22 protein-coding genes are annotated in these 21,095 nt (G+C 71.7%); 12 read left to right on the top strand and 10 right to left on the bottom strand.

From position 1 onward, the window contains the following. Positions 1-38: 38 nt before the first annotated feature. Positions 39-1,202, bottom strand: a complete 1,164-nt coding sequence (locus tag FED44_RS33785; protein ID WP_244302494.1) for an NAD(P)-dependent malic enzyme — start codon at positions 1,200-1,202, stop codon at positions 39-41. A 292-nt stretch (positions 1,203-1,494) separates the two neighbouring features. Between FED44_RS33785 and FED44_RS33780 the strand changes: the two genes are divergently transcribed. Beyond that, positions 1,495-2,022 (top strand): CGNR zinc finger domain-containing protein, encoded by a 528-nt coding sequence (locus tag FED44_RS33780; protein ID WP_244302492.1) that lies wholly within the window; start codon positions 1,495-1,497, stop codon positions 2,020-2,022. 22 nt (positions 2,023-2,044) lie between these two features. On the opposite strand, the gene FED44_RS33775 is transcribed toward FED44_RS33780, so the two are convergent. Next, complete coding sequence (locus FED44_RS33775) at positions 2,045-2,359, bottom strand: S24 family peptidase (RefSeq protein WP_244302491.1); 315 nt, start codon at positions 2,357-2,359, stop codon at positions 2,045-2,047. An 84-nt stretch (positions 2,360-2,443) separates the two neighbouring features. On the opposite strand from FED44_RS33775, the gene sodN reads away from it, so the two are divergent. The 3 genes from sodN (at position 2,444) to FED44_RS33760 (ending at position 4,342) form a co-directional block, all read left to right on the top strand. Continuing rightward, positions 2,444-2,845 (top strand): superoxide dismutase, Ni, encoded by a 402-nt coding sequence (gene sodN / locus FED44_RS33770; protein ID WP_111700802.1) that lies wholly within the window; start codon positions 2,444-2,446, stop codon positions 2,843-2,845. A gap of 271 nt (positions 2,846-3,116) precedes the next feature. Then, complete coding sequence (locus FED44_RS33765) at positions 3,117-3,542, top strand: ATP-binding protein (RefSeq protein WP_111700803.1); 426 nt, start codon at positions 3,117-3,119, stop codon at positions 3,540-3,542. 17 nt (positions 3,543-3,559) lie between these two features. After that, positions 3,560-4,342, top strand: coding sequence for an RNA polymerase sigma factor SigF (locus FED44_RS33760; protein WP_187406047.1), 783 nt, complete (start codon positions 3,560-3,562; stop codon positions 4,340-4,342). A 131-nt stretch (positions 4,343-4,473) separates the two neighbouring features. On the opposite strand, the gene FED44_RS33755 is transcribed toward FED44_RS33760, so the two are convergent. Next, on the bottom strand, positions 4,474-4,872 hold the full coding sequence (locus tag FED44_RS33755; RefSeq protein WP_244302490.1) for a hypothetical protein: 399 nt from the start codon (positions 4,870-4,872) through the stop codon (positions 4,474-4,476). Positions 4,873-4,960: 88 nt separating this feature from the next. Here FED44_RS33755 and FED44_RS33750 point away from each other — a divergent pair, with 88 nt between their 5' ends. Next, a complete protein-coding gene (locus FED44_RS33750) occupies positions 4,961-5,953 on the top strand; it encodes a diacylglycerol/lipid kinase family protein (protein ID WP_111700804.1) in 993 nt (330 codons plus the stop codon). A 288-nt stretch (positions 5,954-6,241) separates the two neighbouring features. Further along, complete coding sequence (locus tag FED44_RS33745) at positions 6,242-6,496, top strand: WhiB family transcriptional regulator (RefSeq protein ID WP_111700805.1); 255 nt, start codon at positions 6,242-6,244, stop codon at positions 6,494-6,496. A gap of 255 nt (positions 6,497-6,751) precedes the next feature. Here FED44_RS33745 and FED44_RS33740 read toward each other — a convergent pair whose 3' ends face one another. After that, positions 6,752-8,215, bottom strand: a complete 1,464-nt coding sequence (locus FED44_RS33740) for a PAS domain-containing sensor histidine kinase (RefSeq protein ID WP_111700806.1) — start codon at positions 8,213-8,215, stop codon at positions 6,752-6,754. 107 nt (positions 8,216-8,322) lie between these two features. Here FED44_RS33740 and FED44_RS33735 point away from each other — a divergent pair, with 107 nt between their 5' ends. The 5 genes from FED44_RS33735 to FED44_RS33715 all read left to right on the top strand — a co-directional run bounded on the left by FED44_RS33735 (position 8,323) and on the right by FED44_RS33715 (position 13,864). After that, on the top strand, positions 8,323-9,480 hold the full coding sequence (locus FED44_RS33735; RefSeq protein ID WP_244302488.1) for an 8-amino-7-oxononanoate synthase: 1,158 nt from the start codon (positions 8,323-8,325) through the stop codon (positions 9,478-9,480). Continuing rightward, positions 9,477-10,205, top strand: a complete 729-nt coding sequence (locus tag FED44_RS33730) for a GntR family transcriptional regulator (RefSeq protein WP_208759319.1) — start codon at positions 9,477-9,479, stop codon at positions 10,203-10,205. The genes FED44_RS33735 and FED44_RS33730 overlap by 4 nt, the downstream gene beginning before the upstream one ends. Positions 10,206-10,345: 140 nt before the next feature. After that, on the top strand, positions 10,346-11,068 hold the full coding sequence (bioD, locus tag FED44_RS33725; protein ID WP_117408806.1) for a dethiobiotin synthase: 723 nt from the start codon (positions 10,346-10,348) through the stop codon (positions 11,066-11,068). Between the two features lie 34 nt (positions 11,069-11,102). Further along, positions 11,103-12,101: a biotin synthase BioB gene (bioB, locus tag FED44_RS33720; RefSeq protein ID WP_117408807.1), complete on the top strand. Its 999-nt coding sequence runs from the start codon at positions 11,103-11,105 to the stop codon at positions 12,099-12,101. Positions 12,102-12,217: 116 nt separating this feature from the next. Beyond that, a complete protein-coding gene (locus FED44_RS33715) occupies positions 12,218-13,864 on the top strand; it encodes an acetolactate synthase (protein ID WP_117408808.1) in 1,647 nt (548 codons plus the stop codon). 64 nt (positions 13,865-13,928) lie between these two features. On the opposite strand, the gene FED44_RS33705 is transcribed toward FED44_RS33715, so the two are convergent. Both FED44_RS33705 and bsaP read right to left on the bottom strand, forming a co-directional pair. Then, positions 13,929-15,623 (bottom strand): serine/threonine protein kinase, encoded by a 1,695-nt coding sequence (locus tag FED44_RS33705; protein WP_187406046.1) that lies wholly within the window; start codon positions 15,621-15,623, stop codon positions 13,929-13,931. A gap of 142 nt (positions 15,624-15,765) precedes the next feature. Beyond that, a complete protein-coding gene (bsaP, locus tag FED44_RS38635; protein WP_117408810.1) occupies positions 15,766-15,948 on the bottom strand; it encodes a biotin synthase auxiliary protein BsaP in 183 nt (60 codons plus the stop codon). Positions 15,949-16,123: 175 nt separating this feature from the next. Between bsaP and FED44_RS33695 the strand changes: the two genes are divergently transcribed. Continuing rightward, positions 16,124-16,501 (top strand): thioesterase family protein, encoded by a 378-nt coding sequence (locus FED44_RS33695; protein WP_117408811.1) that lies wholly within the window; start codon positions 16,124-16,126, stop codon positions 16,499-16,501. On the opposite strand, the gene FED44_RS33690 is transcribed toward FED44_RS33695, so the two are convergent. The 4 genes from FED44_RS33690 to FED44_RS33675 all read right to left on the bottom strand — a co-directional run bounded on the left by FED44_RS33690 (position 16,498) and on the right by FED44_RS33675 (position 20,849). Then, positions 16,498-16,710, bottom strand: a complete 213-nt coding sequence (locus FED44_RS33690) for a biotin/lipoyl-binding carrier protein (protein ID WP_117408812.1) — start codon at positions 16,708-16,710, stop codon at positions 16,498-16,500. The two genes, FED44_RS33695 and FED44_RS33690, sit on opposite strands and share 4 nt — an antisense overlap. Positions 16,711-16,742: 32 nt before the next feature. Then, positions 16,743-18,077: an acetyl-CoA carboxylase biotin carboxylase subunit gene (locus FED44_RS33685; protein WP_117408813.1), complete on the bottom strand. Its 1,335-nt coding sequence runs from the start codon at positions 18,075-18,077 to the stop codon at positions 16,743-16,745. A gap of 133 nt (positions 18,078-18,210) precedes the next feature. Further along, entirely contained in the window at positions 18,211-19,500 is a 1,290-nt protein-coding gene (locus FED44_RS33680; RefSeq protein WP_167521662.1) for an HD-GYP domain-containing protein, read from the bottom strand. Next, a complete protein-coding gene (locus FED44_RS33675) occupies positions 19,497-20,849 on the bottom strand; it encodes an HD-GYP domain-containing protein (protein ID WP_138463202.1) in 1,353 nt (450 codons plus the stop codon). Before FED44_RS33675 ends, FED44_RS33680 begins: the two co-directional genes overlap by 4 nt. Between the last annotated feature and the right edge of the window lie 246 nt (positions 20,850-21,095).

Raw genomic sequence — 21,095 nt, 5'->3', positions numbered from 1 at the left:
ACGGCGTCCGGCCCTTCGGCCCCAGGCGGGGCGTGGCGTCACTTACGCGCGACGCCGTCCTCGCGGGCCTGCCGCGCGACGGCGGCGATCACCGCGGGGGCGACCCGGGCGTCGAACGGCGAGGGGATCACGTAGTTCTCCGACAGGTCGTCCCCGACCACGGCCGCGAGGGCCTCGGCCGCCGCCACCTTCATGTTCTCGGTGATGGTCCTGGCGCGGACGTCGAGAGCGCCCCGGAAGACCCCAGGGAAGGCCAGCACGTTGTTGATCTGGTTGGGGTGGTCGGACCGGCCGGTGGCGACCACGCGGGCGTACCGCGCCGCCACCGAGGGTTCGACCTCGGGGGTGGGGTTGGACAGCGCGAACACGATCGCGTCCCGCGCCATCCCGGCGACGGCCCGCTCGGAGATGGTGGAGCCGGAGAGCCCGACGAACACGTCGGCGCCTGCGAGGGCCCCCTCGGTCGAGCCGGTCAGGCCCGCCTTGTTGGTGTCCCTCGCCAGCGCCCACTTGACCTGGTTCAGGTCGTCTCGGCCGGTGTGGATGATGCCCTTGGAGTCGGCGACCGCGATGTCGCCGATCCCGGCGTTCAGCAGGATGCGCGAGACGGCGACGCCGGAGGCGCCCGCGCCGGCGACGACGGCGCGCAGGTCGCCGAGCGACCGCCCGGTGAGGCGGGCCGCGTTGCGCAGCGCGGCGAGGACCACGATCGCGGTGCCGTGCTGGTCGTCGTGGAAGACGGGGATGTCGAGAAGCGCCCGCAGGCGGTCCTCCACCTCGAAGCAGCGGGGGGCGCTGATGTCCTCCAGGTTGACGCCGCCGAACGAGGGCGCGAGCCGGACCACGGTCTCGACGATCGCGTCCACGTCCGTGCAGTCGATGCAGACGGGCACCGCGTCGACCCCGGCGAACTGCTTGAACAGCAGGGCCTTGCCCTCCATCACGGGCATCGCGGCGGCCGGCCCGATGTCGCCGAGCCCCAGCACCGCGGTGCCGTCGGAGACCACGGCCACGACGTTGGAGACCCAGGTGTAGTCGTTGACCAGGTCGGGGTTGTCGGCGATGGCGGTGCAGACGCGGGCGACACCCGGGGTGTACGCGAGCGACAGGTCCCCGGCGTCGCGGACCGGGACGGTGGAGCGGACCTCCAGCTTGCCGCCGCGGTGCAGCGCGAAAGCGGGATCCAGATCGAGAGAAGTCAAGGAATCAGGAGTAACGGTCACAGCGACCCCAGTGTCGAAAGGACGAGTTCCTTCGGTAGACGCCGTCAAGAGAACGAGAGCCCAGGCTTCGGTAGCCGCCGGAGGCCGTCGTCGTTGACGGTCGTCTCTTGAGGGGGTACGGGGGTCACCCGTCTCCTGATTGTGCCACACGAACCACCGCCCGCCCCCGTCCCGGCGACCCCAGATCGTTGCCCCTATGGGTGTTCCCCCAGGCCACGAGGCGTGTAATACTCGGCTTTGCCAGTGATCTCTTACGTACATGGGCGCCCCAGTGGACTTGACGTCTTACGCCGAGCTGGCCGTTCAGCTGGTCAACATGGGCGACGAGCTCAAAAACCCCTTCTCCCTGCGGTCGCTGCTGGAGGAGACGGGCCGTACGGAGGCGGCCTCCCGCCTCACCCGCCGGGACATCGACGCGCTCTGGGAGCTGCGTGAGGAGCTCGCGGGGGTGTTCGAGGCCGCGTCGGGAGGAGACGACGTCGACGTGGTCGACCGCCTCAACGGCCTGCTGGTCCGGCATCCCGTGCATCCGCAGATCTCCGGCCACGACGGCCAGCCCTGGCACCTGCACCTGACCGAGGGCGGCCGGGTCGCCGACGCCCTGGCGGTCGGGTCGGTCATGGGCCTCGCCAGCGTGGTCACCCGTCTCGGCGTCGACCGGCTCGGCCTCTGCCAGGCGTCGCCGTGCCGCAACGTCTACATCGACACCTCCTCCAACCGGTCGCGCCGCTACTGCTCGGAGCGGTGCGCCAGCCGGGCCAACGTGGCCGCGTACCGGGCCCGCAAGCGCGGCGCCTGATCCCGGTGGGCCCGCACACCCGTCAGCCGGGCGGCGCGGGGAAGCGCAGCGCGGGCCGGGGCCAGTAGCGCAGCACGACCCTGCCCAGGACGTCGTCCTCGGGCACCGCGCCGAAGTCCCAGCTGTCGCGGCGTCCGGGGGCCGACTGGTTGTCGCTCTCCAGCCACCAGCCGTCGCCGGTCAGCCGGAAGGCCCGCTTGACGATCAGCCCGTGCGGCCGCCTGGCGACCACCACGTCACCCGGCCGCACGGCGGCGCCGAGCCGTACCAGCAGCCAGTCCCCGGGTCGCAGCGCGGGCCGCATCGAGTCTCCGGAGACACATACGGCGGTGAGCACATCCCCCTCCGCGTGGCGTTTTCGAGACGAGTAAGGTCGGTTCTGGAACGGTGCTGTCATCAGCATTCCTAAGGAAGGATTCCGATGCTCGCACGACTGCTGCGACCCCGGCACGAGGCGTCCGCTCACTGCGACCTGCCGTGCGGGGTCTACGACCCGGCGCAGGCCCGTATCGAGGCCGAGTCGGTGAAGGCGATCATTAAGAAGTACGCCGACAACGACGACCCGGTCTTCCGGACCCGCGCGCTGCTCATCAAGGAACAGCGGGCCGAGCTGGTCAAGCATCACCTCTGGGTGCTGTGGACCGACTACTTCAAGCCCCCGCACCTTGAGCAGTACCCCCAGCTCCACCAGCTCTTCTGGGACGCGACGAAGCTCGCGGGCGCGGCCGGTGCCAAGGGCACCGTCGACCCCGGGCTGGCGGACGACCTCCTGGCGAAGATCGAGGAGATTTCCAAGATCTTCTGGGAGACCAAGGCCGCCTGATCGGGCGGACCGAGGCCCCGCACGGCCATGCCGCGCGGGGCCGGGTCGCCCGGAAAGCGGCCCAGGAAAGCGGCCCAGAGCACGCGACAAGGGCATGTACGCCAGGCGCGACCAAACTCCATAGAAGCTTCGTATTCGGTACTACGGAATTTACGAGGAGTTACCTCCAAGGAACGCCATAATCGGCGCGTCTGGCCGGGGCAGCACCGTCCAAGTGGCGGTAAGTTGCAGTCAGCGGGCAGTGAGCCGGCTCGAAGGGGCGAGGAGGAACGTGACCGAGGAAACCGAGACGCCTGCGGTGGATCTGACCGGGATTCGCGATGCTGTGAGTGTCCGGCTGCCCGCCGTGAGCGCCTATCTGTCCGTGCTGCGCACGGCCACCGCCGGGCTCGCCGCACGGCTCGACTTCACCCTCGACCAGATCGAGGACCTGCGCATCGCGGTGGACGAGGCGTGCGCCATGCTGCTGCGCCACGCCGTACCCGGAACGGACCTCCTCGCGGAGTTCGAGCTCACCGGCCCGGAGATGACGGTGCGCGTCGAGGTGAACACCCTCGGCGTGAGCTCGCCCAACCGCGAGGACTTCGCCTGGATGGTGCTGACCGCACTGGCCGACGACGTGGACGCCATCTCCGACCACGCCGACCATCTGGCGATCATGCTGCGTAAGCGCCGGAGCGCGGCGAGGCCGTCGTGACGGAAAGGACGAGTGCGATGGCCTCCGGCGACTCGGCGGCGGTGCCGGACCGCGTACGCGCGCGCACGCTCTTCGCCGAGCTCTCGGAGCTGCCGTCGGACGACCCGAGGCGCCAGCGTATCCGCGACGAGCTGGTCGAGCTTCACCTGCCGCTCGTGGAGTACCTCGCCCGCCGTTTCCGGAACAGGGGCGAGTGGCTCGACGACCTGACGCAGGTCGCCACGATCGGTCTCATCAAGTCGATCGACCGCTTCGACCTCGGGCGCGGCGTGGAGTTCTCCACGTACGCCACCCCGACCATCGTCGGGGAGATCAAGCGGCACTTCCGCGACAAGGGCTGGGCGGTCCGCGTGCCGCGCCGACTGCAGGAGCTCAAGCTCTCGCTCACCAAGGCGATAAGCGAGCTGTCCCAGCGTGAGAGCCGGGCGCCCACGGTCGCCGAGCTCGCCGTCCACCTGGGGATGACCGAGGAAGAGGTCCTGGAGGGCCTGGAGTCGGCCAACGCCTACTCCACCGTGTCGCTCGACGCGCCCGACTCGGGCGACGACGACGCTCCCGCGGTCTCCGACTCGCTCGGCATCGTGGACGAGTCGCTGGAGGGCGTGGAGTACCGGGAGTCGCTCAAGCCACTGCTGGAGCGCCTGCCGCCGCGGGAGAAGAGAATCCTCCTGCTCCGCTTCTTCGGCAACATGACGCAGTCCCAGATCGCCACCGAGCTGGGCATCTCGCAGATGCACGTGTCCCGGCTGCTCGCCCGGACCCTGGCCCAGCTCCGCGAGGGCCTGACCGCCGAAGACTGACGCCCCGGACGATCAGGGACGATCAGGGGAACCGATCACAGGAACGACTCGGACGCCGCACTCCCCCCGGCGGCGCTCGGTCACCCGGATCGGCACCGGGATCGGGCCCGTCCGGATCAGGCCCACCGGGATCAGGAGCCGTCCTCGCCCATCAGCGCGTGGGTCGACGCCGGGGCGAGCAACGCGACCAGGGCCACGACGGCGGCGACGACGAGCGGCACGCCGAAGCCGTACTGCGCCGACTGGATCAGCGTGATCGCGACGGGCAGCGCGAAGATCTGGGTGACGACCGCCGGTCCCCTGCTCCAGCGCAGCACCTGCCACAGGCCCCAGGCGACCCAGATCAGGGCGGCCCCGCCGAGCACGCCGAACCCGGCCACCGCGAGGCCGGTCACCAGGTCGGTGGGCTTGCCGATCAAGGTCTCGACGCCGACGTAGCCGCCCATGACGACGGCGAGCAGGCCCTCGGCGGCCAGGACGGCGGCGGCCACGGTGAGCGTGGCGGGACGGCCGGCGGAACTGCTGATCACAACGCCCAACCCTACCCGCAGGGATGGTCGCCCTCCCCGGAGAGGCGTCACCCGGCGGAAGCGGTAAACGGTTCGTTAACCTTCAGGCATGCGGGCTCTCCTCCTCGTGAATCCCAAGGCCACCTCGACGCACCGGCGCACGCGGGACGTGCTGATCCGGGCGCTCGGCGCCGCCGTGGACCTGTCGGTCGAGGAGACCGCGTACCGCGGCCACGCGACCGCGCTCGCCGCGACGGCGCGGGCCAAGGGGTTCGACGCGGTGGCGGTGCTCGGCGGCGACGGAACGATCAACGAGACCGTCAACGGGCTGCTCCAGGCGCATCCGGGCGGGCACGCGACCGAACGGCCGGCCCTCATCGTCATCCCCGGGGGCAGCGCCAACGTCTTCGCCCGCGCCCTCGGGCTGCCCAACAACCCGGTCGAGGCGACCGGAGCCGTCCTGGAGGCGCTGCGCGAGGACCGGCGCCGTGTCATCGGTCTGGGACAGGCGATTTGGCACGACGAGGTTTCGGGCCCCGATCCGGGGGCAGGAGCGGGCCCTGACCAACAAAGGTCCCGATATTTCACATTTTGTGCAGGACTGGGATACGACGCGGAGGTCATCCGGGCCGTGGAGGGTCTGCGGAGCGCGGGACACCGCGCGCTGCCCGCCCTCTACGTGAGCACGGCGGTGCGGCACTTCTTCGTGACCGACCGGCGGCGTCCGGCGATCCGGCTGGCGCGTCCCGGCCTGCCGACAGAGGATGGGATTTTCATGGCGATCGTGTCGAACACGGCGCCGTGGACGTACGCCGGCGCACGTCCGATCAACCCGACACCGTGGGCCGGCTTCGAGACGGGGCTCGATCTGCTCGGGCTCCGCAGGTTGAATTCACCCGCCGTGCTCTCCTTGGTCCGGCAGATCATCGGAGAACACCGGGGATTGCCGCGCGGTAAACACCTCATTCAGACGCATGACGAAGAGGAGTTCACCCTCCTCGCCTCCCGGCCGGTAGCCTTCCAGCTCGACGGCGACTACCTGGGAGAACACGAGTGGGTGATCTTTCGCGCTATCCCGGACGCGTTACAAGTCCTCGTCTAACCTGTTACATGTAGTCATAGTGTGACGCATCCGACAGCCACGACGGGCAAAACCTTGTCCCAAACCTCTTGTGTGGTGTTGGTACGGCTGAAAAGCTGAATCACGACGTCGGAACGTAGGACCTTTACGGAGACCACAGCCTCCGCAAGGGTCCCCGGCGATCGCGTGGACGCTTCCCGGCCCCTAACCCTGGATCCGGGTAAACGTCCGGCCTAGTTAGTGAAAGAGTTCACAAAGTTGACGGCCAGCGGAGCCACGAAGGCTCCATCTGACGAAGGAGTGGAACGCATGGACTGGCGCCACCGCGCTGCCTGCCGTGACGTGGACCCCGAACTGTTCTTCCCGATCGGGAACACCGGTCCCGCGCTCATGCAGATCGACGAGGCCAAGCAGGTGTGCCGGCGATGCACGGTCGCCGACTCCTGCCTGAAGTGGGCCCTGGAGTCCGGCCAGGACGCCGGAGTCTGGGGCGGACTGAGCGAGGACGAGCGCCGCGCGCTCAAGCGCCGCACGGCTCGTGCCCGCGCCCGCGCCGCCGTCTGACCCCCGGCCGTCCGGCCGCCGTACGCGACCGTCCTCGGTGAATGCCCTAGCGGCGTTCACCGGACGGCGGCGCACCCTCGTCGCGGTCATCACGTCGTTCGCTGCAGGCGAGTCACGCTTCATCTGAGTCACGTGGGTCGCATCACGTCGATCGCAGCATGTCGGTCGTCGCGGTCGTCATTGCGGTCGGTCATCGCGTCCACTATGGCATCCCCCACACCGCCGCGGCGAAGCGGGGTGCCCCTCACGCACCCCTCAGGCGGGCTGCACCGGGATGCTGATGCTCACCTCGGTCCCCCCGCCGTCCCTCCCGGCCACGCCCAGGCGGCCCGACAGTTCGCCGACGACCAGCGTGCGGACGATCTGGAGCCCGAGGCTTCCGGTCGCCTCCAGGTCGAAGTCCGCGGGCAGGCCCCTGCCGTCGTCGGCCACCACCACCTCCAGCCGGTCGGCGTCCCGCCTGACGACGACCTGCACGTTGCCTGAGGAATGCGCGAAGCCGTGCTCGACCGCGTTCTGGAGCAGCTCCGTCAGCACCATCGCGATCGGAGTCGCGACCGCCGCGGGAAGCACACCGAAGCCGCCCGTCCGCTTGATCGCCACGTGCGCGACCGACACCTCCGCCGTCATCGCGATGACCCGGTCGGCGATGTCGTCGAACTCCACCATCTCCTCCGGCATCTGCGCGAGGATCTCATGGACGATCGCGATCGAGCCGACCCGCCGCACGGCCTCGTTCAGGGCCTCCTGCCCCTCCGGGTTGTTCAGGCGGCGCGCCTGGAGCCGCAGCAACGCCGCCACGGTCTGCAGGTTGTTCTTCACCCGGTGATGGATCTCCCGGATCGTCGCGTCCTTGGTCAGCAGCTCGCGCTCACGCCGCCGCAGCTCGGTCACGTCGCGGATCAGCACCAGCGCGCCGATGCGGCCGCCCCCGACGATCAGCGGGATCGCCCGTAGCTGCACGACCGTGCCGCCGTTCTCCACCTCGGTCTCCCGGGGCGCCCGGCCGCTGGCGACGAGCATCAGATCCTCGTTGATCGGCTCGTCGGAGTAACACAGGTCGGCGGTCGTCTTCCCGAGGTCCGCGCCCACGAGGTCGGCGTGCAGGCCGAGACGGCGGTACGCCGACAGGGCGTTCGGCGAGGCGTAGGTGACCCGGCCGGCCTTGTCCAGCCGGAGCAGGCCGTCGCCCACGCGAGGCGACCTGACCAGGAGCGGCTCCTCCTCCGTGAACGGGAACCTGCCCTCCGCCACCATCTGCGCGAGGTCGGAGGCGCTCTGCAGGTACGTCAGCTCCAGGCGGGAGGGGGTGCGCGCCGACGACAGGTTGGTGGACCGCTGGATCACCCCGATGATCGGGCCCTCCCTGCCCCTCCGTACGGGGATGGTCTCCTCACGCACCGGCACGCCGCTCGACCAGTCGGGGTCGCCCTCCCGGCAGATGCGGCGCTCGGCCCACGCCACGTCGATCAGCGGCCGCTCTCCCGCCGCCACGGACATCCCCACCACGTCGTCGTGGTAGACGGTGGGACCGGTCGTGGGACGCATCTGGGCCACCGCCAGCCACCTCGTGCCGCCCTGGTCGGGAACCCAGAGGATCAGATCGGCGAACGACAGGTCGGCGAGCAGCTGCCAGTCCGAGACCAGTGAGTGAATCCAGTCGAGGTCGGCGGATTCGAGTGCGGTGTGACGAGACACCAGGTCGCTGAGAGTCGGCACGTGTGCATGATGCGCCGCCTTCCGGGCCGAAAGCGAATCGACCTTCGTCACCTGGCAGTATGCACCTCATGACAGGGCCGCATGACGGGGCCGGCAGCACAGGGCCGATGGACAGACTGCGCGCGGCCGCGGCGCGGCGGGAGGCGGCGGGCCTGCGGCGCGCCCTGCGCCCGCGCACGCCCGACCACGACGGGCTGCTCGACCTCGCCTCCAACGACTACCTCGGCCTCGCCCGGCACGAGCGGATCGTCGAGGCGGCCGTCCGCGCCACCCGCGAATGGGGGGCGGGCTCCACCGGGTCGCGCCTGGTGACGGGCTCGACCCGGCTGCACGCCGAGCTGGAGGACCGGCTCGCCGCCTTCACGGGGGCGTCCCGCGCCCTGGTGTTCTCATCGGGGTACCTCGCCAACCTCGCCGCCGTCGCCGCCCTCGGCCGGGACGGGCTCATCGTCTCCGACGCCGGCAACCACGCCTCGATCGTGGACGCCTGCCGGCTGTCGCGGTCGCGGGTCGTGGTCACGCCGCACGGCGACGCCGAGGCGGTGGCCAAGGTCCTGGCCGAGCGGGACGAGGAGCACGCCCTCGTCGTCACCGACGCCGTGTTCTCCGTCGACGGAGACGTCGCGCCGCTGCGCGCCCTGTACGAGGCCGCCGTGCGGCACGGCGCGCTGCTCGTGGTCGACGAGGCCCACGCGCTCGGCGTCGTCGGCGACCACGGCAGGGGCGCGGCGCACGCGGCCGGTCTCGCCGACCGGCCGGACGTCGTGCGGACCGTCACGCTGTCGAAGTCGCTGGGCTCCCAGGGCGGCGCGGTCCTGGGCCCCCCCGAGGTGATCGGCACACTGGTCGACACGGGACGGTCGTTCATCTTCGACACCGGCCTCGCGCCCGGGTGCGCGGGGGCCGCCCTGGCCGCCCTCGACCTGCTGGAGGCGTCTCCCGGCCTGCCCGCCCGCGCCCGCGAGAGGGCGCGCGAGCTGGCCGCGCTGGCCCGCGGGCTCGGCCTGGAGACGGCCGACCCCGCCGCCGCCGTGGTGCCGGTCGTGCTCGGCCCGCCCCGGCTCGCGCTCGCCGCGGCGGCCCTGTGTGCGGATCACGGGGTGCGCGTGGGATGCTTCCGCCCACCGTCGGTGCCCCAGGGCCGCGCATGTCTGCGGTTGACCGCACGTGCCGATCTGCGGTCCGATGATCTCGTGGTGGTCCGGGGTGCGCTCACCGCTGTGGCCGAGATGACGAAAGGGCCGGGTCGAGGGTGGGACAGGTGACGGAGCACAGCGAGGACTCTCCGCGGGTGCCGAAGTACTACGACGTGAAGCGGAGTCTCCTGGAGCTCACCAAGAGCCTCCCCGCGGGCAGCGCGCTCCCGCCCGAGCGCGCCCTGGCCGTACGTTTCGAGACCTCGCGGACGACGGTCCGGCAGGCGCTGTCGGAGCTGGTGGTCGAGGGCAGGCTGCTGCGCATCCAGGGCAAGGGCACGTTCGTCGCGCAGCCCAAGGTCGCGCAGGTGCTCCAGCTCACCTCTTATACGGGCGACCTGCGCACGGTCGGCCTGGAACCGGACACCAAGATCCTCGACATCAGCTACGTCACCGCCGACGAGACGCTCGGCCGGCGGCTGGCCGTCAACCCCGGCAGCCGGGTGCTGCGCATCCACCGCCTCCGTCTGGCCAACGGCGAGCCGATGTCGATCGACACCACGCACCTTTCCGCCCGCCGCTTCCCCCGGCTGCGGCGCGAGCTGGAGGTGCACGCCTCGCTGTACGAGACGCTGCACAACGCCTACAACGTGCGGCTGACCGACGCGGAGGAGGTCATCGAGACCGTGCTCGCCACGCCGTACGACGCGCAGGTGCTCGGGGTGGACGTCGGCCTGCCGATGCTGCTGCTGACCCGGCACGCCTTCGACGCCGACGGCAACCCGGTCGAGTACGCCCAGTCGCTCTACCGCGGCGACCGTTACAAGTTCGTCACCCGCCTCCGCAGGCCCTGACTGTGTTTCCCGCTTCGCTCATCGGGGCGCTCACTTCCGCCGCCTTCCCTCGTCGCGCTCTGGTCGCTTCGCTCCCGCACGCTCCTCAGTCCAGATCGGCGGCGCGCCCTTCCGGCTCGCTCGGGCTCTAGCCTGCCGGCATGAGCATTCTCGTGGTGACCGGGACGGACACCGGGGTGGGGAAGACGGTGGTGACGGCCGCGCTCGCGGCGCTGGCGGTGGCGCGGGGCGCGACGGCCGCCGTGGTGAAGCCGGCGCAGACGGGGGTCGCGGCCGGGGAGCCCGGGGACCTCGACGAGGTGATCCGCCTGTCGGGGGTGACCTCGACCTTCGAGATGGCGCGGTATCCCGACCCCCTCTCCCCCGCGGCCGCCGCCCGCCTCTCCGGCCTGCCGCCGCTGTCGATCGAGGCCGCGGCGGCCCGGATCGGGGAACTGGCCGAGTCGCACCGGCTGGTGCTCGTCGAGGGCGCCGGGGGACTGCTCGTCCGGTACGACGAGGAGGGCGGCACGCTCGCGGACCTCGCCCGGCGCCTGAACGCCTCGGTGCTCGTGGTGGCCCGCGCCGGTCTGGGCACCCTCAACCACACCGCTCTGACGCTTGAGGCGATGGCGGGCCGGGGCCTCGACCTCGCGGGCGTGGTGATCGGCTCCTGGCCCGCCGTCCCGGGCCTCGCGGACCGCTCGAACGTCGCCGACCTGGAGATGCTCGCCGCCCGCCCGTTGTCCGGCGCGCTGCCGGAGGGCGCGGGGTCGCTCGGCCCCGAGGCGTTCGCCCGCGTGGCGCGGGCGGGCCTGGCTCCCGCGTTCGGCGGCGGTTTCAACCCGGCCGCGTTCCGTTCGACCTTTAAGCTGCCCCTGTGACAGCAGTGCCCCAACGGACCGACGGGAGTGCCGCGTGAAGACCGACATCCTGGAGATCGCCCGCGTTCAGGTTCTCGACGAGGGCAGGGGGCTCGACGCGGCGCAGGCGCTGGAGTGCCTGACGCTTCCCGGCGACCGCCTGCCGGACCTGCTCGCCCTGGCGCACGAGGTGCGGATGAAGTGGTGTGGTCCCGAGGTCGAGGTGGAGGGGATCGTCTCGCTCAAGACCGGAGGCTGCCCGGAGGACTGCCACTTCTGCTCGCAGTCCGGGCAGTTCTCCTCTCCGGTCCGCGCGGCCTGGCTCGACATCCCCTCCCTCGTCCAGGCGGCCGTCGAGACGGCGCGGACCGGGGCGACCGAGTTCTGCATCGTGGCCGCCGTGCGCGGGCCGGACCAGCGGCTGATGGACCAGGTGCGCGAGGGCGTCCGGGCGATCCGGGAGGCCGTCGAGATCAACGTCGCCTGCTCGCTCGGGATGCTCACCCAGGCGCAGGTGGACGAACTGGCCGAGATGGGGGTGCACCGCTACAACCACAACCTGGAGACCGCCCGGTCGCACTTCCCCCGCGTCGTCACCACCCACACCTGGGAGGAACGGTGGGAGACCTGCCTCATGGTCCGGGAGGCGGGCATGGAGCTGTGCTGCGGCGGCATCGTGGGCATGGGTGAGACGCCGGAGCAGCGGGCCGAGTTCGCCGCCCAGCTCGGCGAGCTGGCGCCGGACGAGGTGCCGCTCAACTTCCTCAACCCCCGGCCGGGCACGCCGTTCGCCGATCACCCGCTGGTCGACGGCGCCGAGGCGCTGAAGACGATCGCCACGTTCCGCCTCGCTCTGCCGCGCACCATCCTGCGGTACGCCGGAGGCCGTGAGCTGACCCTCGGCGACCTCGGCACGAGGGAGGGCATGCTGGGCGGCGTCAACGCCGTCATCGTCGGAAACTACCTCACCACACTGGGCCGGGCGCCCGAACGTGACCTGGAGCTGCTCGCCGATCTCAAGATGCCCATCAAGGCGCTCTCCCAGACCCTCTGACTGGCTTATCCCGGGCGGCAACGGGCATCAGCGGAGGTGACCGACGTTCTCCTGTGGCGGGAGGGCATTGGCCGTCCGTCTGTTGGCAAAAGTGACCGACTGGTAGGTTTCACCCTATGGAGTCCCCCAAACACGCAGGCGACATCGCCGTCGCCGTCTCCCAGGCCTACGGCGTGGACACCATGTTCACGCTCTCCGGCGGGCACGTCTTCCCCCTTTACGACGGGGCCGTCCATCAGAACATGCGCATCCTCGACGTGCGCCACGAGCAGAGCGCGGTGTTCGCCGCCGAGGCGACGGCCCGGCTGACGCGCAGGCCCGGCCTCGCGGTGCTCACCGCCGGTCCCGGCGTCACCAACGGCGTCTCGGGGGTCGCGACCGCCCACTTCAACGGCTCCCCTGTCGTCGTCCTCGGCGGGCGCGCCCCGCGCTCGCGCTGGGGCTCCGGGGCGTTGCAGGAGATGGATCATCCCCCGCTGTTCGAGCCCATCACCAAGCTCGCCTTCACCGGATCGGGCGCGGACTCCATCGGGCAGGACGTGGAGATGGCCTTCCGGACCGCGCTCGCCCCGCACCGCGGACCGGTGTTCCTGGACGTCCACATGGACGACCTGTTCGCGCCGTCGGCCGAGTACGACTCGGAGACGCTGACCCCGTCGCCGCTGGAGCCCGACCCCGAGGCGCTCGCCGGCATCGCGCGGCTGATCGCCGAGGCCGAGCGCCCGCTTCTCGTGCTGGGCTCGGACGTGTGGATGGACCGCGCGGAGGAGGCGGCGCGGGACTTCGCCGAGGAGTGGCGCCTGCCGGTCGTGCCCAACGGGCAGGGGCGGGGCATCCTGCCCGCCGGGCACGAACTGCTCGTCACCCGTGCCCGCGGCCTCGCGTTCAGCCAGGCCGACCTGGTCGTCGTCGTCGGCACCCCGCTCGACTTCCGCCTCGCGTACGGCTGGTTCGGCGGCAAGGAGGGCGCGCCGCTGGCCCGGGTCGTGCACATCGTCGACGCGCCCTCCCAGCTCGCGACCCACACCGGCCTGTCGGGCTCGGCGTCCGGCGACCTGTCCCTCCTCTTCTGGGGCCTCGGCGCCGCGTGCGGCACGGCCGGGGTGAACCCCAAGGCGTACGAGCCCTGGGTGACCCGGCTGGGCGAGACGGCGGCGGCGGCGATCGCCGAGGACGTGCCGCTGCTGGAGTCCGGCTCCGACCCGATCCATCCCATGCGCATCTACGGCGAGCTGAACAAGGTGCTCGCCGACGACGCGGTGGTGATCGGCGACGGCGGCGACTTCGTCTCCTACGCCGGCAAGTACGTCGAGCCGCGCCGCCCGGGCAGCTGGCTCGACCCCGGGCCGTACGGCTGCCTCGGCACCGGGCTCGGCTACTCCATCGCGGCCCGGCTGGCCCGGCCGTCGTCGCAGGTCGTGCTGCTGCTCGGCGACGGCGCCGCGGGCTTCTCGTTGATGGACGTGGACACGCTGGTCAGGCACCGGCTGCCGGTCGTGATGATCTGCGGCAACAACGGCATGTGGGGGCTGGAGAAGCACCCCATGCAGATGCTGTACGGCTACGACGTGGCGGCCGAGCTCCAGCCGGAGTGCCGCTACGACCAGGTCGTCACCGCGCTCGGCGGCGGCGGGGAACTGGTCACGTCGCCGGACGAGATCGGCCCGGCGCTGCGCCGCGCCTTCGACTCCGGCGTGCCGTACATGGTGAACATCGCGACCGACCCGGCCGTCGCCTACCCGCGCACCACCTCGGGCGTCTGACGAGGGCGCCTGACGTCTTACGGGCATGAGCGCCCCGCCCGCTCCGGCGGGCGGGGCGTGACCGTCAGGGGGCGGGCGTGCGGGCCGGAGACGGGCTCGGCGTGGCGCTGGGCGAGGCGGACGGGCAGGGCTTCAGCTGCACGACGAACTTGACCACAGAGCCCTCGGGCTTCCTCGTCCCGGCGGCCGGGCTCTGGCTGACGACGAGCCCCCGGCACTTGCCCTCACCCGTCGTGGTGCCGGCGGGCTTGAGACCCATCTTGTTGATCCGCGCCAGCGCGACGCTCTCGGTCACCTTCACGACGGACGGGACCTCGACGAGATCCTCGGCCGGGCTCGGCGAGGGAGAGGGCGAGGGAGAGGCGGACGGGCTCGGCGACGGGGTGGGCGTCGGGCTCGGCTTCGGCCTGGGCGAACTGGGCCGCACCGACGGCACGGCCGCCGTCGGGGTCGGCGTCCTGCGGGGGCGGGAACGGGACGGCGACGGGCTGGGCGTGGGGGTCTCCACGATGAGGGGCCCCGTGTTCGAGGGTTCGGGCGTGCCGGACCCGGCCGAGGCCATGTTGATCCCCAGGACGGCCAGGGCCCCGACGACGGCGACTCCCGCCACTCCGGCCGCGAGCGGCAGCCCGCGGCCCCGTCTGGACCGCTGGGCGGCGTCTCTCGCCGCCGCGCGCCGCGACACCCGCGTGCCCTGCTGCGGCGCCGCGACGGTCGCCGGCGGCACGGCGGGGGCGTCGTCCCACGACTCGCGGGTGACGCGGTAGGTGTGGCCGGTGGAGGGGACCGGTTCGGGCCCGCCCGGGTAGGGACCGGCCTGGGTCGCCGCGATTGGCGGAGGGGGGACGGCCATCGCCCGGGAGACCTCGCCGGACATGCCTGCGCCGGGCATCTGGGCGCCGGGTGTCTGAGCACCGGGTATCTGGGCGCCGGGCTGCACCGCCTGCCGGGCCGCCTGGCTCATCGTGGCGGCCGACGGCCAGCGGAGCGCCGGGTCCTTGGACATGGCCCGCTCGACGACGGCCCGCACGGCGGGCGGCACGTCCGGCGGCAGCGGCGGCGGCTCCTCGCGGATGTGCTTGAGCGCGATCGTCACCGGCGAGTCGCCGTCGAAGGGGCGCCGGCCCGCCAGGCACTCGTACGCCACCACACCCAGGGCGTAGATGTCGACGGCGGGCGTGACCGGAGCACCTTCGGCCTGCTCGGGCGCGCAGTAGGCCGCGGTGCCGAGCACCATGCCCGCGTCGGTGAGGCGGCTGCCCGAGTCGGCGCGGGCGATGCCGAAGTCGGTGAGCACCAGCGTGCCGTCCGGGCGGACGAGCAGGTTGCCGGGCTTGATGTCCCGGTGCACGATCCCCCGCTCGTGCACGGCCTGCAGCGCGGAGGCGGCCTGCGCGATGAGCTCCATCGCGGGTTCGGGGCCGATGCGGCCGATCCGGGTCAGCAGGCGGTCGAGCGGCTCGCCGTCCACGAACCGCATCACGAGGTACGCGGTCGAGCCGTCACCGGGGACGTCCGTCACGCCGTAGTCGTAGACGTCGACGACGCCGGGGTGGTTGACGGTCGCCATCGCCCGCGCCTCGCCCTGGAAGCGCACGGCGAATCCGGGGTCGTCGAGGCGGCCGGGGAGCAGCACCTTGACCGCGACCGTGCGCGCGAGGACCGTGTCCTCACCACGCCACACTTCGCCCATGCCCCCGGCGCCGAGCCGGGCGTCCAACCGGTAGCGCCCGGCCAGGGTCATCCCTTGGGCCACCATTTGCGCCCCGTACCCCCTAAGTCACTCGACCCCCGAAGGTGTCCAACAAAGCAGGCTCGCGTCGCGGGAAGATAACGACAGGATCACGGAACCCTGTAAGGCGAGGGATCCGGGCTCGGGGGCCGGATGTCGAGCTTACCTGTTATCCGCCGCTGGCACCGTGCACCGAGCACCGAGCCGACCAGCTCCTCGGCGTCACCTGGACGACCAGCCGCCGGCGGCACTGCGGGCAGTAGCGCGGTGGCTCCATCGTCCTCGCGGCCAGGCAGGCCGCGTGATCACCGTCCTCGGCCGGACGGCCGCAGTGATCGCAGAAGAGGTCCACGGTGCATCACCCTAGCCGGTGGCCGCCTGCTCTTCCCCCTTCTTGAGACACCGCTGTTTCTTAAGACACCGCTGTCCAAGACGCCGCTTCCTGCGACGCCCCTCTCTAAGACGTCTCCGCGCCGCGAAAAGTTGCGGCCGCTTCCAATCGGAAGCCGAACCAATAGGCTCACGGCATGAGTCTCGCTCCAGGTCTGCGCGCCGAGGTCCTCATCATGGTGGAGCGTGGGGACACGGCCATCCGGGTCGGCAGCGGTGACGTGCCGGTGCTGGGGACGCCCCGGCTGCTCTCGTTCGCCGAGGGCGCCACGGTCAAGGCCGTCCACCAGCACCTGGAGCCCGGGCAGACCTCGGTGGGGACCAGGGTGCTGATCGAGCACCGCCTGCCCAGCCCCGTCGGGATGCACGTCTGGATCGCCGCCGAACTCACGGAGGTGGACGGCAGGCGGCTCGTCTTCTCCGTCAGCGCCGTCGACAAGACCGGCGCCCAGGTGGCCACCGGCACGATCGAACGGGTCGTCGTCGACCGCGAGCGCTTCCTCGCCCGTCTCTAGTCGATCACGGCGATGAGGTCGCCCTCCTGGACGACGTCGCCCTCCTTGACCTGGAGCTTGGTGACGGTCCCCGCGTCCTCGGTGAGGACCGGGATCTCCATCTTCATCGACTCCAGAATCACCAGCGTGTCGCCCTCGTCGACGACGTCGCCCTCGCTCACGACGATCTTCCAGACGTTCGCCACCATCTCGGCGTGCACCTCGGCCACCCGGACACTCCCCTCAACATGGATTCAGCAGATCAGGATTTTCTCATCCGGGAGACCAGACCGGTGTCGTAGTCCCCGCTCACGAACTCGGGATGATCGAGCAGTTCGGCGCAGAAGGGCAGGTTGTGCTTGGGACCCTCGACGCGGAACGCCGCGACGGCCGCCCGTCCGCGTTCCAGCGCCTCCTCGCGGGTGGCGCCGGCGACGCAGAGCTTGGCCATCAGCGGGTCGTAGAACGGCGTGACCGTGTTGCCCGCCGTGTATCCCGAGTCGACGCGCACCCCCTCGCCCTCCGGCTCCTCCCACACACCGATCTTGCCAGGGCCGGGCAGGAACCGGCGGGGGTCCTCGGCGTACACCCGGAACTCGATCGCGTGGCCGCTGCTCCGCGGCTCCACGGAGTAGACCTCCCCGGCGGCGATCCGGATCTGGTGCTCCACCAGGTCGAGGCCGGTGACCAGCTCGGTGACGGGATGCTCCACCTGGAGGCGGGTGTTCATCTCCAGGAAGACGAAGTCCTGGGCGTCGGCGTCCACCAGGCACTCGACCGTGCCCGCGCCGCGGTAGGCCACCGCCTCCCCCGCCCGTACGGCGGCCGCGAGCATCCGCTCACGCAGCTCCGGGGTGACGCCGGGAGACGGGCTCTCCTCCACGACCTTCTGGTGCCGCCGCTGGACCGAGCAGTCCCGCTCGCCCAGCGCGACCACCGTGCCGTCGGCGAGGCCGAGGATCTGCACCTCGACGTGCCTGGCCCGCTCGACGTACCGCTCCAGCAGGATGGCCGGCTCACCGCCGAACCGGGCGGCCGCCCGGCAGGCCTGCTCGAACGCCTTCGCCAGCGAGTCGTCGTCGCGGGCGACGCCCATGCCGATTCCGCCGCCCCCGCCGGACGCCTTGACCATGACGGGGTAGCCGATCTCCTTGGCGGCCCGCTCGGCCTGCGCGAGGTCGGACACCGGTTCCCTGGTCCCGGCGGCGACCGGGACGCCCGCCGCCTCCATCAGGTTCCGGGCGTTGATCTTGTCGCCCATCCGTTCGACGGCCTCGGGGTCCGGGCCGATCCAGACGAGCCCGGCGTCGATCACCGCACGGGCGAACGCGGCGTTCTCCGCGAGGAACCCGTAACCGGGGTGGACCGCCCGCGCTCCCGTCGTACGGGCGGCCTGGAGGACCTTGTCGATGTCGAGGTAGCTCTGGGCCGGGTTCGCCGGGCCGAGGAGCACGGCGTCGTCCGCCTCGCGGACGAACGGCAGGTCGGCGTCCGCCTCGGAGTGGACCGCGACCGCGCGCAGCCCCATCCCCCGGACCGTACGGATGATCCGCCGGGCGATTTCACCGCGATTGGCGATCAGAACTGAGTCGAGCACGTTGCCAACTCTAGGGGGATCACCCGCCCGGACCCTCCGCCCGTTCCGACTGAACCCGGCGGGTGAATCTGTAGGGTCGCGACAACGATGATGTCATCGGCGTGGCGCCGGCGGTGCCGCAGTGTTACGTCTGCTACAACCGGGTAACGAGCACGAGCCGGTCGACGACACGCGCCAGAGCCTCCACCACACCCGGATCGTAGGCCGAACCACCGTCGAGCCGCAGCCGCTCCAGCGCCGCCGCCGCCCTGTCCCGGTCGGTCGACGCGCCCACCAGGTCGTCGTACGCGTTCGCGGCCCTGATGATCCGGCTGGCCATCGGGGGCGACTCGCCGAGCGTGTCGCACTGCCGCCGGACGATCTCCGCCACGCCGTGCAGCACGCCGGTCTTCCTGATCACCTCGGCGCCCAGACCGGCGATCCGCCGGGCCTGGTCGGCGTCGGCCAGCACCGTGGCCCCGCCGGGGATCGGATCGCGCAGCGAGAGCTGGCCGATGTCGTGCATGAGCGCGGCGTACTCCAGCTCCAGCAGCTGGGGCTCCGACATGCCGAGCTCCCGTCCGACGCCGACGGACAGCCGGCTGACGCGGCGCGAGTGGCCCGGCTCCACGTATCCGCCGACCTCGGTGACCCGGCTCAGCGCGCGCACCGTCTGCAGGTAGGTCGCGCGGATGCCGGCGTACTTGCGGAAGGCCACCTGCGTGACGAGCAGCGGCGCGGCGAACGCGGGCAGGGCGGTCATGTCCATGCTGTGCGAGGCGAGCGCGAGCAGGATGCCCGACGCCGCGACGGCGGCGCCGAGCGGCGCGGCCATCCTGATCTCGTCGCGTACGGCGACGCCGAACGCGGTCCTGACCTGGTTGGCCCGGAGCATGGCCGCGATCACCACGTCGGCCGCGAGCATGACCGTGACCAGCACGGCCATCACCCCGAGCGCCGGCCACCAGTTGCCATGGCCGTCGCCGGTGTCCCGGGCGGTCGCCTCCAGCGAGCCGGTCAGCGGCCGGTAGGCGAACGCGAGCAGCGACCCGGCGAGCAGTCTCCGGGCCATCGCGTCGAGCCGCGGCGGCCGGCCGACCGCCAGATGCGGCAGCCCTCCGGCGATCATGCCGACCGACATCACCGCCACGACCTCCAGGGCCGAGTGGCCGGCGGGCCGCCCGCCCACGTCGAGCAGCAGGGCGTACCCGAGGGAGGCCGCGGTGGAGACCGGCGCGACCTCGCGGTTGCCCGGCATGGTGAGCCGGGCCAGCTCTCCGGCCGCGATGAGCGCGCCGAACCCGATGGCGACCCGCGGGTCGGTCAGTCCCCGCGCCGCCGTGTGGGCGATGCCCGCGACGGTCAGCATCCCGGCCGCGCAGATCAGCAGGAGCTGACCCGAGTCGAGTCCCAGTTGCGCGGTGGCCGGCCGGCGTGTCCTCACCGCTCGGACACCACCTGGATGGGGGTGGTCGGGTCGTCGTGGTCCTTGGCCGTGGTCTCCACGGCGTCGTCCGGCGGGACGGGCGCCGGCTGGGCCGGCTGCCACCCGTGCCGGTCGAGCGCCCTGACGAACCGGACCACCATGTCGGGGTCGAACTGCGTCCCCGCGTTCTTGCGCAGCTCCGCCACCGCGACCTCGATCGGTTTGGCCTTCCGGTACGAACGGTCGGAGGTCATGGAGTCGAAGGCGTCGGCCACCGCGATGATCCGGGCGAACTCCGGGATCTCGGACCCGGCGAGCCCCATCGGGTAGCCCTTGCCGTCGTGCCGTTCGTGGTGGTGCATGATCCCGGCGAACGCCTCGTCGAGGAAGTCGATGCCCCGCACAATCTCCAGCCCCCGCATGGGATGCAGCTGGATCGCGGCGTACTCCTCCTCGGTGAGCCTGCCCTCCTTCTGCAGCACCTTGGTCGGCACGCCGAGCTTGCCGACGTCGTGCAGCATGCCGGCGTACCGGATCGCGCGGAGCCGCTCGGTGCCCATGCCGATCTCCTCGGCGATCATCGACGAGGCGGCGGAGACCCGTGTGCAGTGCCCGCGCGTGTAGTAGTCCTTGGTCTCCACCGCCTGGCACAGCGCCGCGATGGTCGCGTCGTACGCGCGCTGCTCGGCGTGGTAGTGCCCGAGCGCCCACCGGGCGACGAACAGCGGCAGCAGCACGAGCACGGCGGAGATCGACTGCACGGTCGACCACAGGGCCGCGATCAGCAGGCCGAAGGTGGCGAAGCCGACGTAGGAGCTGAGGAACTGCACCATCACGCGGAGCGAGACCTGGTCGCGGTGCACCATGGCGGCGAGCCGCAGGATGACCGCGGTCAGCGCGAAGTTCATGGCCACGAAGGCCGCCGTCGCGGCGGCGTACGGCACGAGAACGCCCGGGAAGTCGGCCGGTTCCGGCAGCCCGGGCACCCCGCCCGCGCTCTCGTAGGCCCACCCGGCGGCGTATCCGCAAAGCGCGTACTGCGCGCCGTTGAACAGCCGCTTCACCAGCGGCAGGCCGGGGCGCGCGCTCACCACCGCGGCCAGCCCGACCAGGGCGGCCCCCTCCGGGCCGACGAGCACCACGGCGGCCAGGGCGGCGGAGAAGCTCACCGACACGGCGACGTTCGGCACGCTGAGCAGCGTCGGCACCGACTCGCACAGCAGGAACAGCAGTGCGAGGACGAGGAGCGTGGACCAGTCCTCCGGCGTGAGCCCGTGACGGGCGAGCAGGCCACGCGCGATCACGACGCCGGCGGTCCCGACGAGCGCGGCGAAATAGACCCTGGCGGGCCATGGAAGTTCCCGCATTGGCGGCCACCTCGAATGCGGATCGGACCTGTGGGCCGGCCTCCGTGACCGGCCCACAGGCAGTGACTACGTCCAGGAGATCCCCGGGGTGCCGGCAGCGAGGCCGACCAGAGCGACCACCGGAGTGAGCAGCGCCAGCGCCACTATCAGCCTGACGACGGTCTTCCCAAACATTGCGCCGCCTCCACGTCGATTGCGCCCTCAGGCTACAGAAGGGGCGAGGGCCGGTCCGGGATGTCGCGACCA

Origin of the sequence: Microbispora triticiradicis, assembly GCF_005864065.1 — a bacterium.
Taxonomy (GTDB): Bacteria; Actinomycetota; Actinomycetes; order Streptosporangiales; family Streptosporangiaceae; genus Microbispora; species Microbispora triticiradicis.
This window is presented reverse-complemented; position numbering and strand designations above follow the sequence as displayed.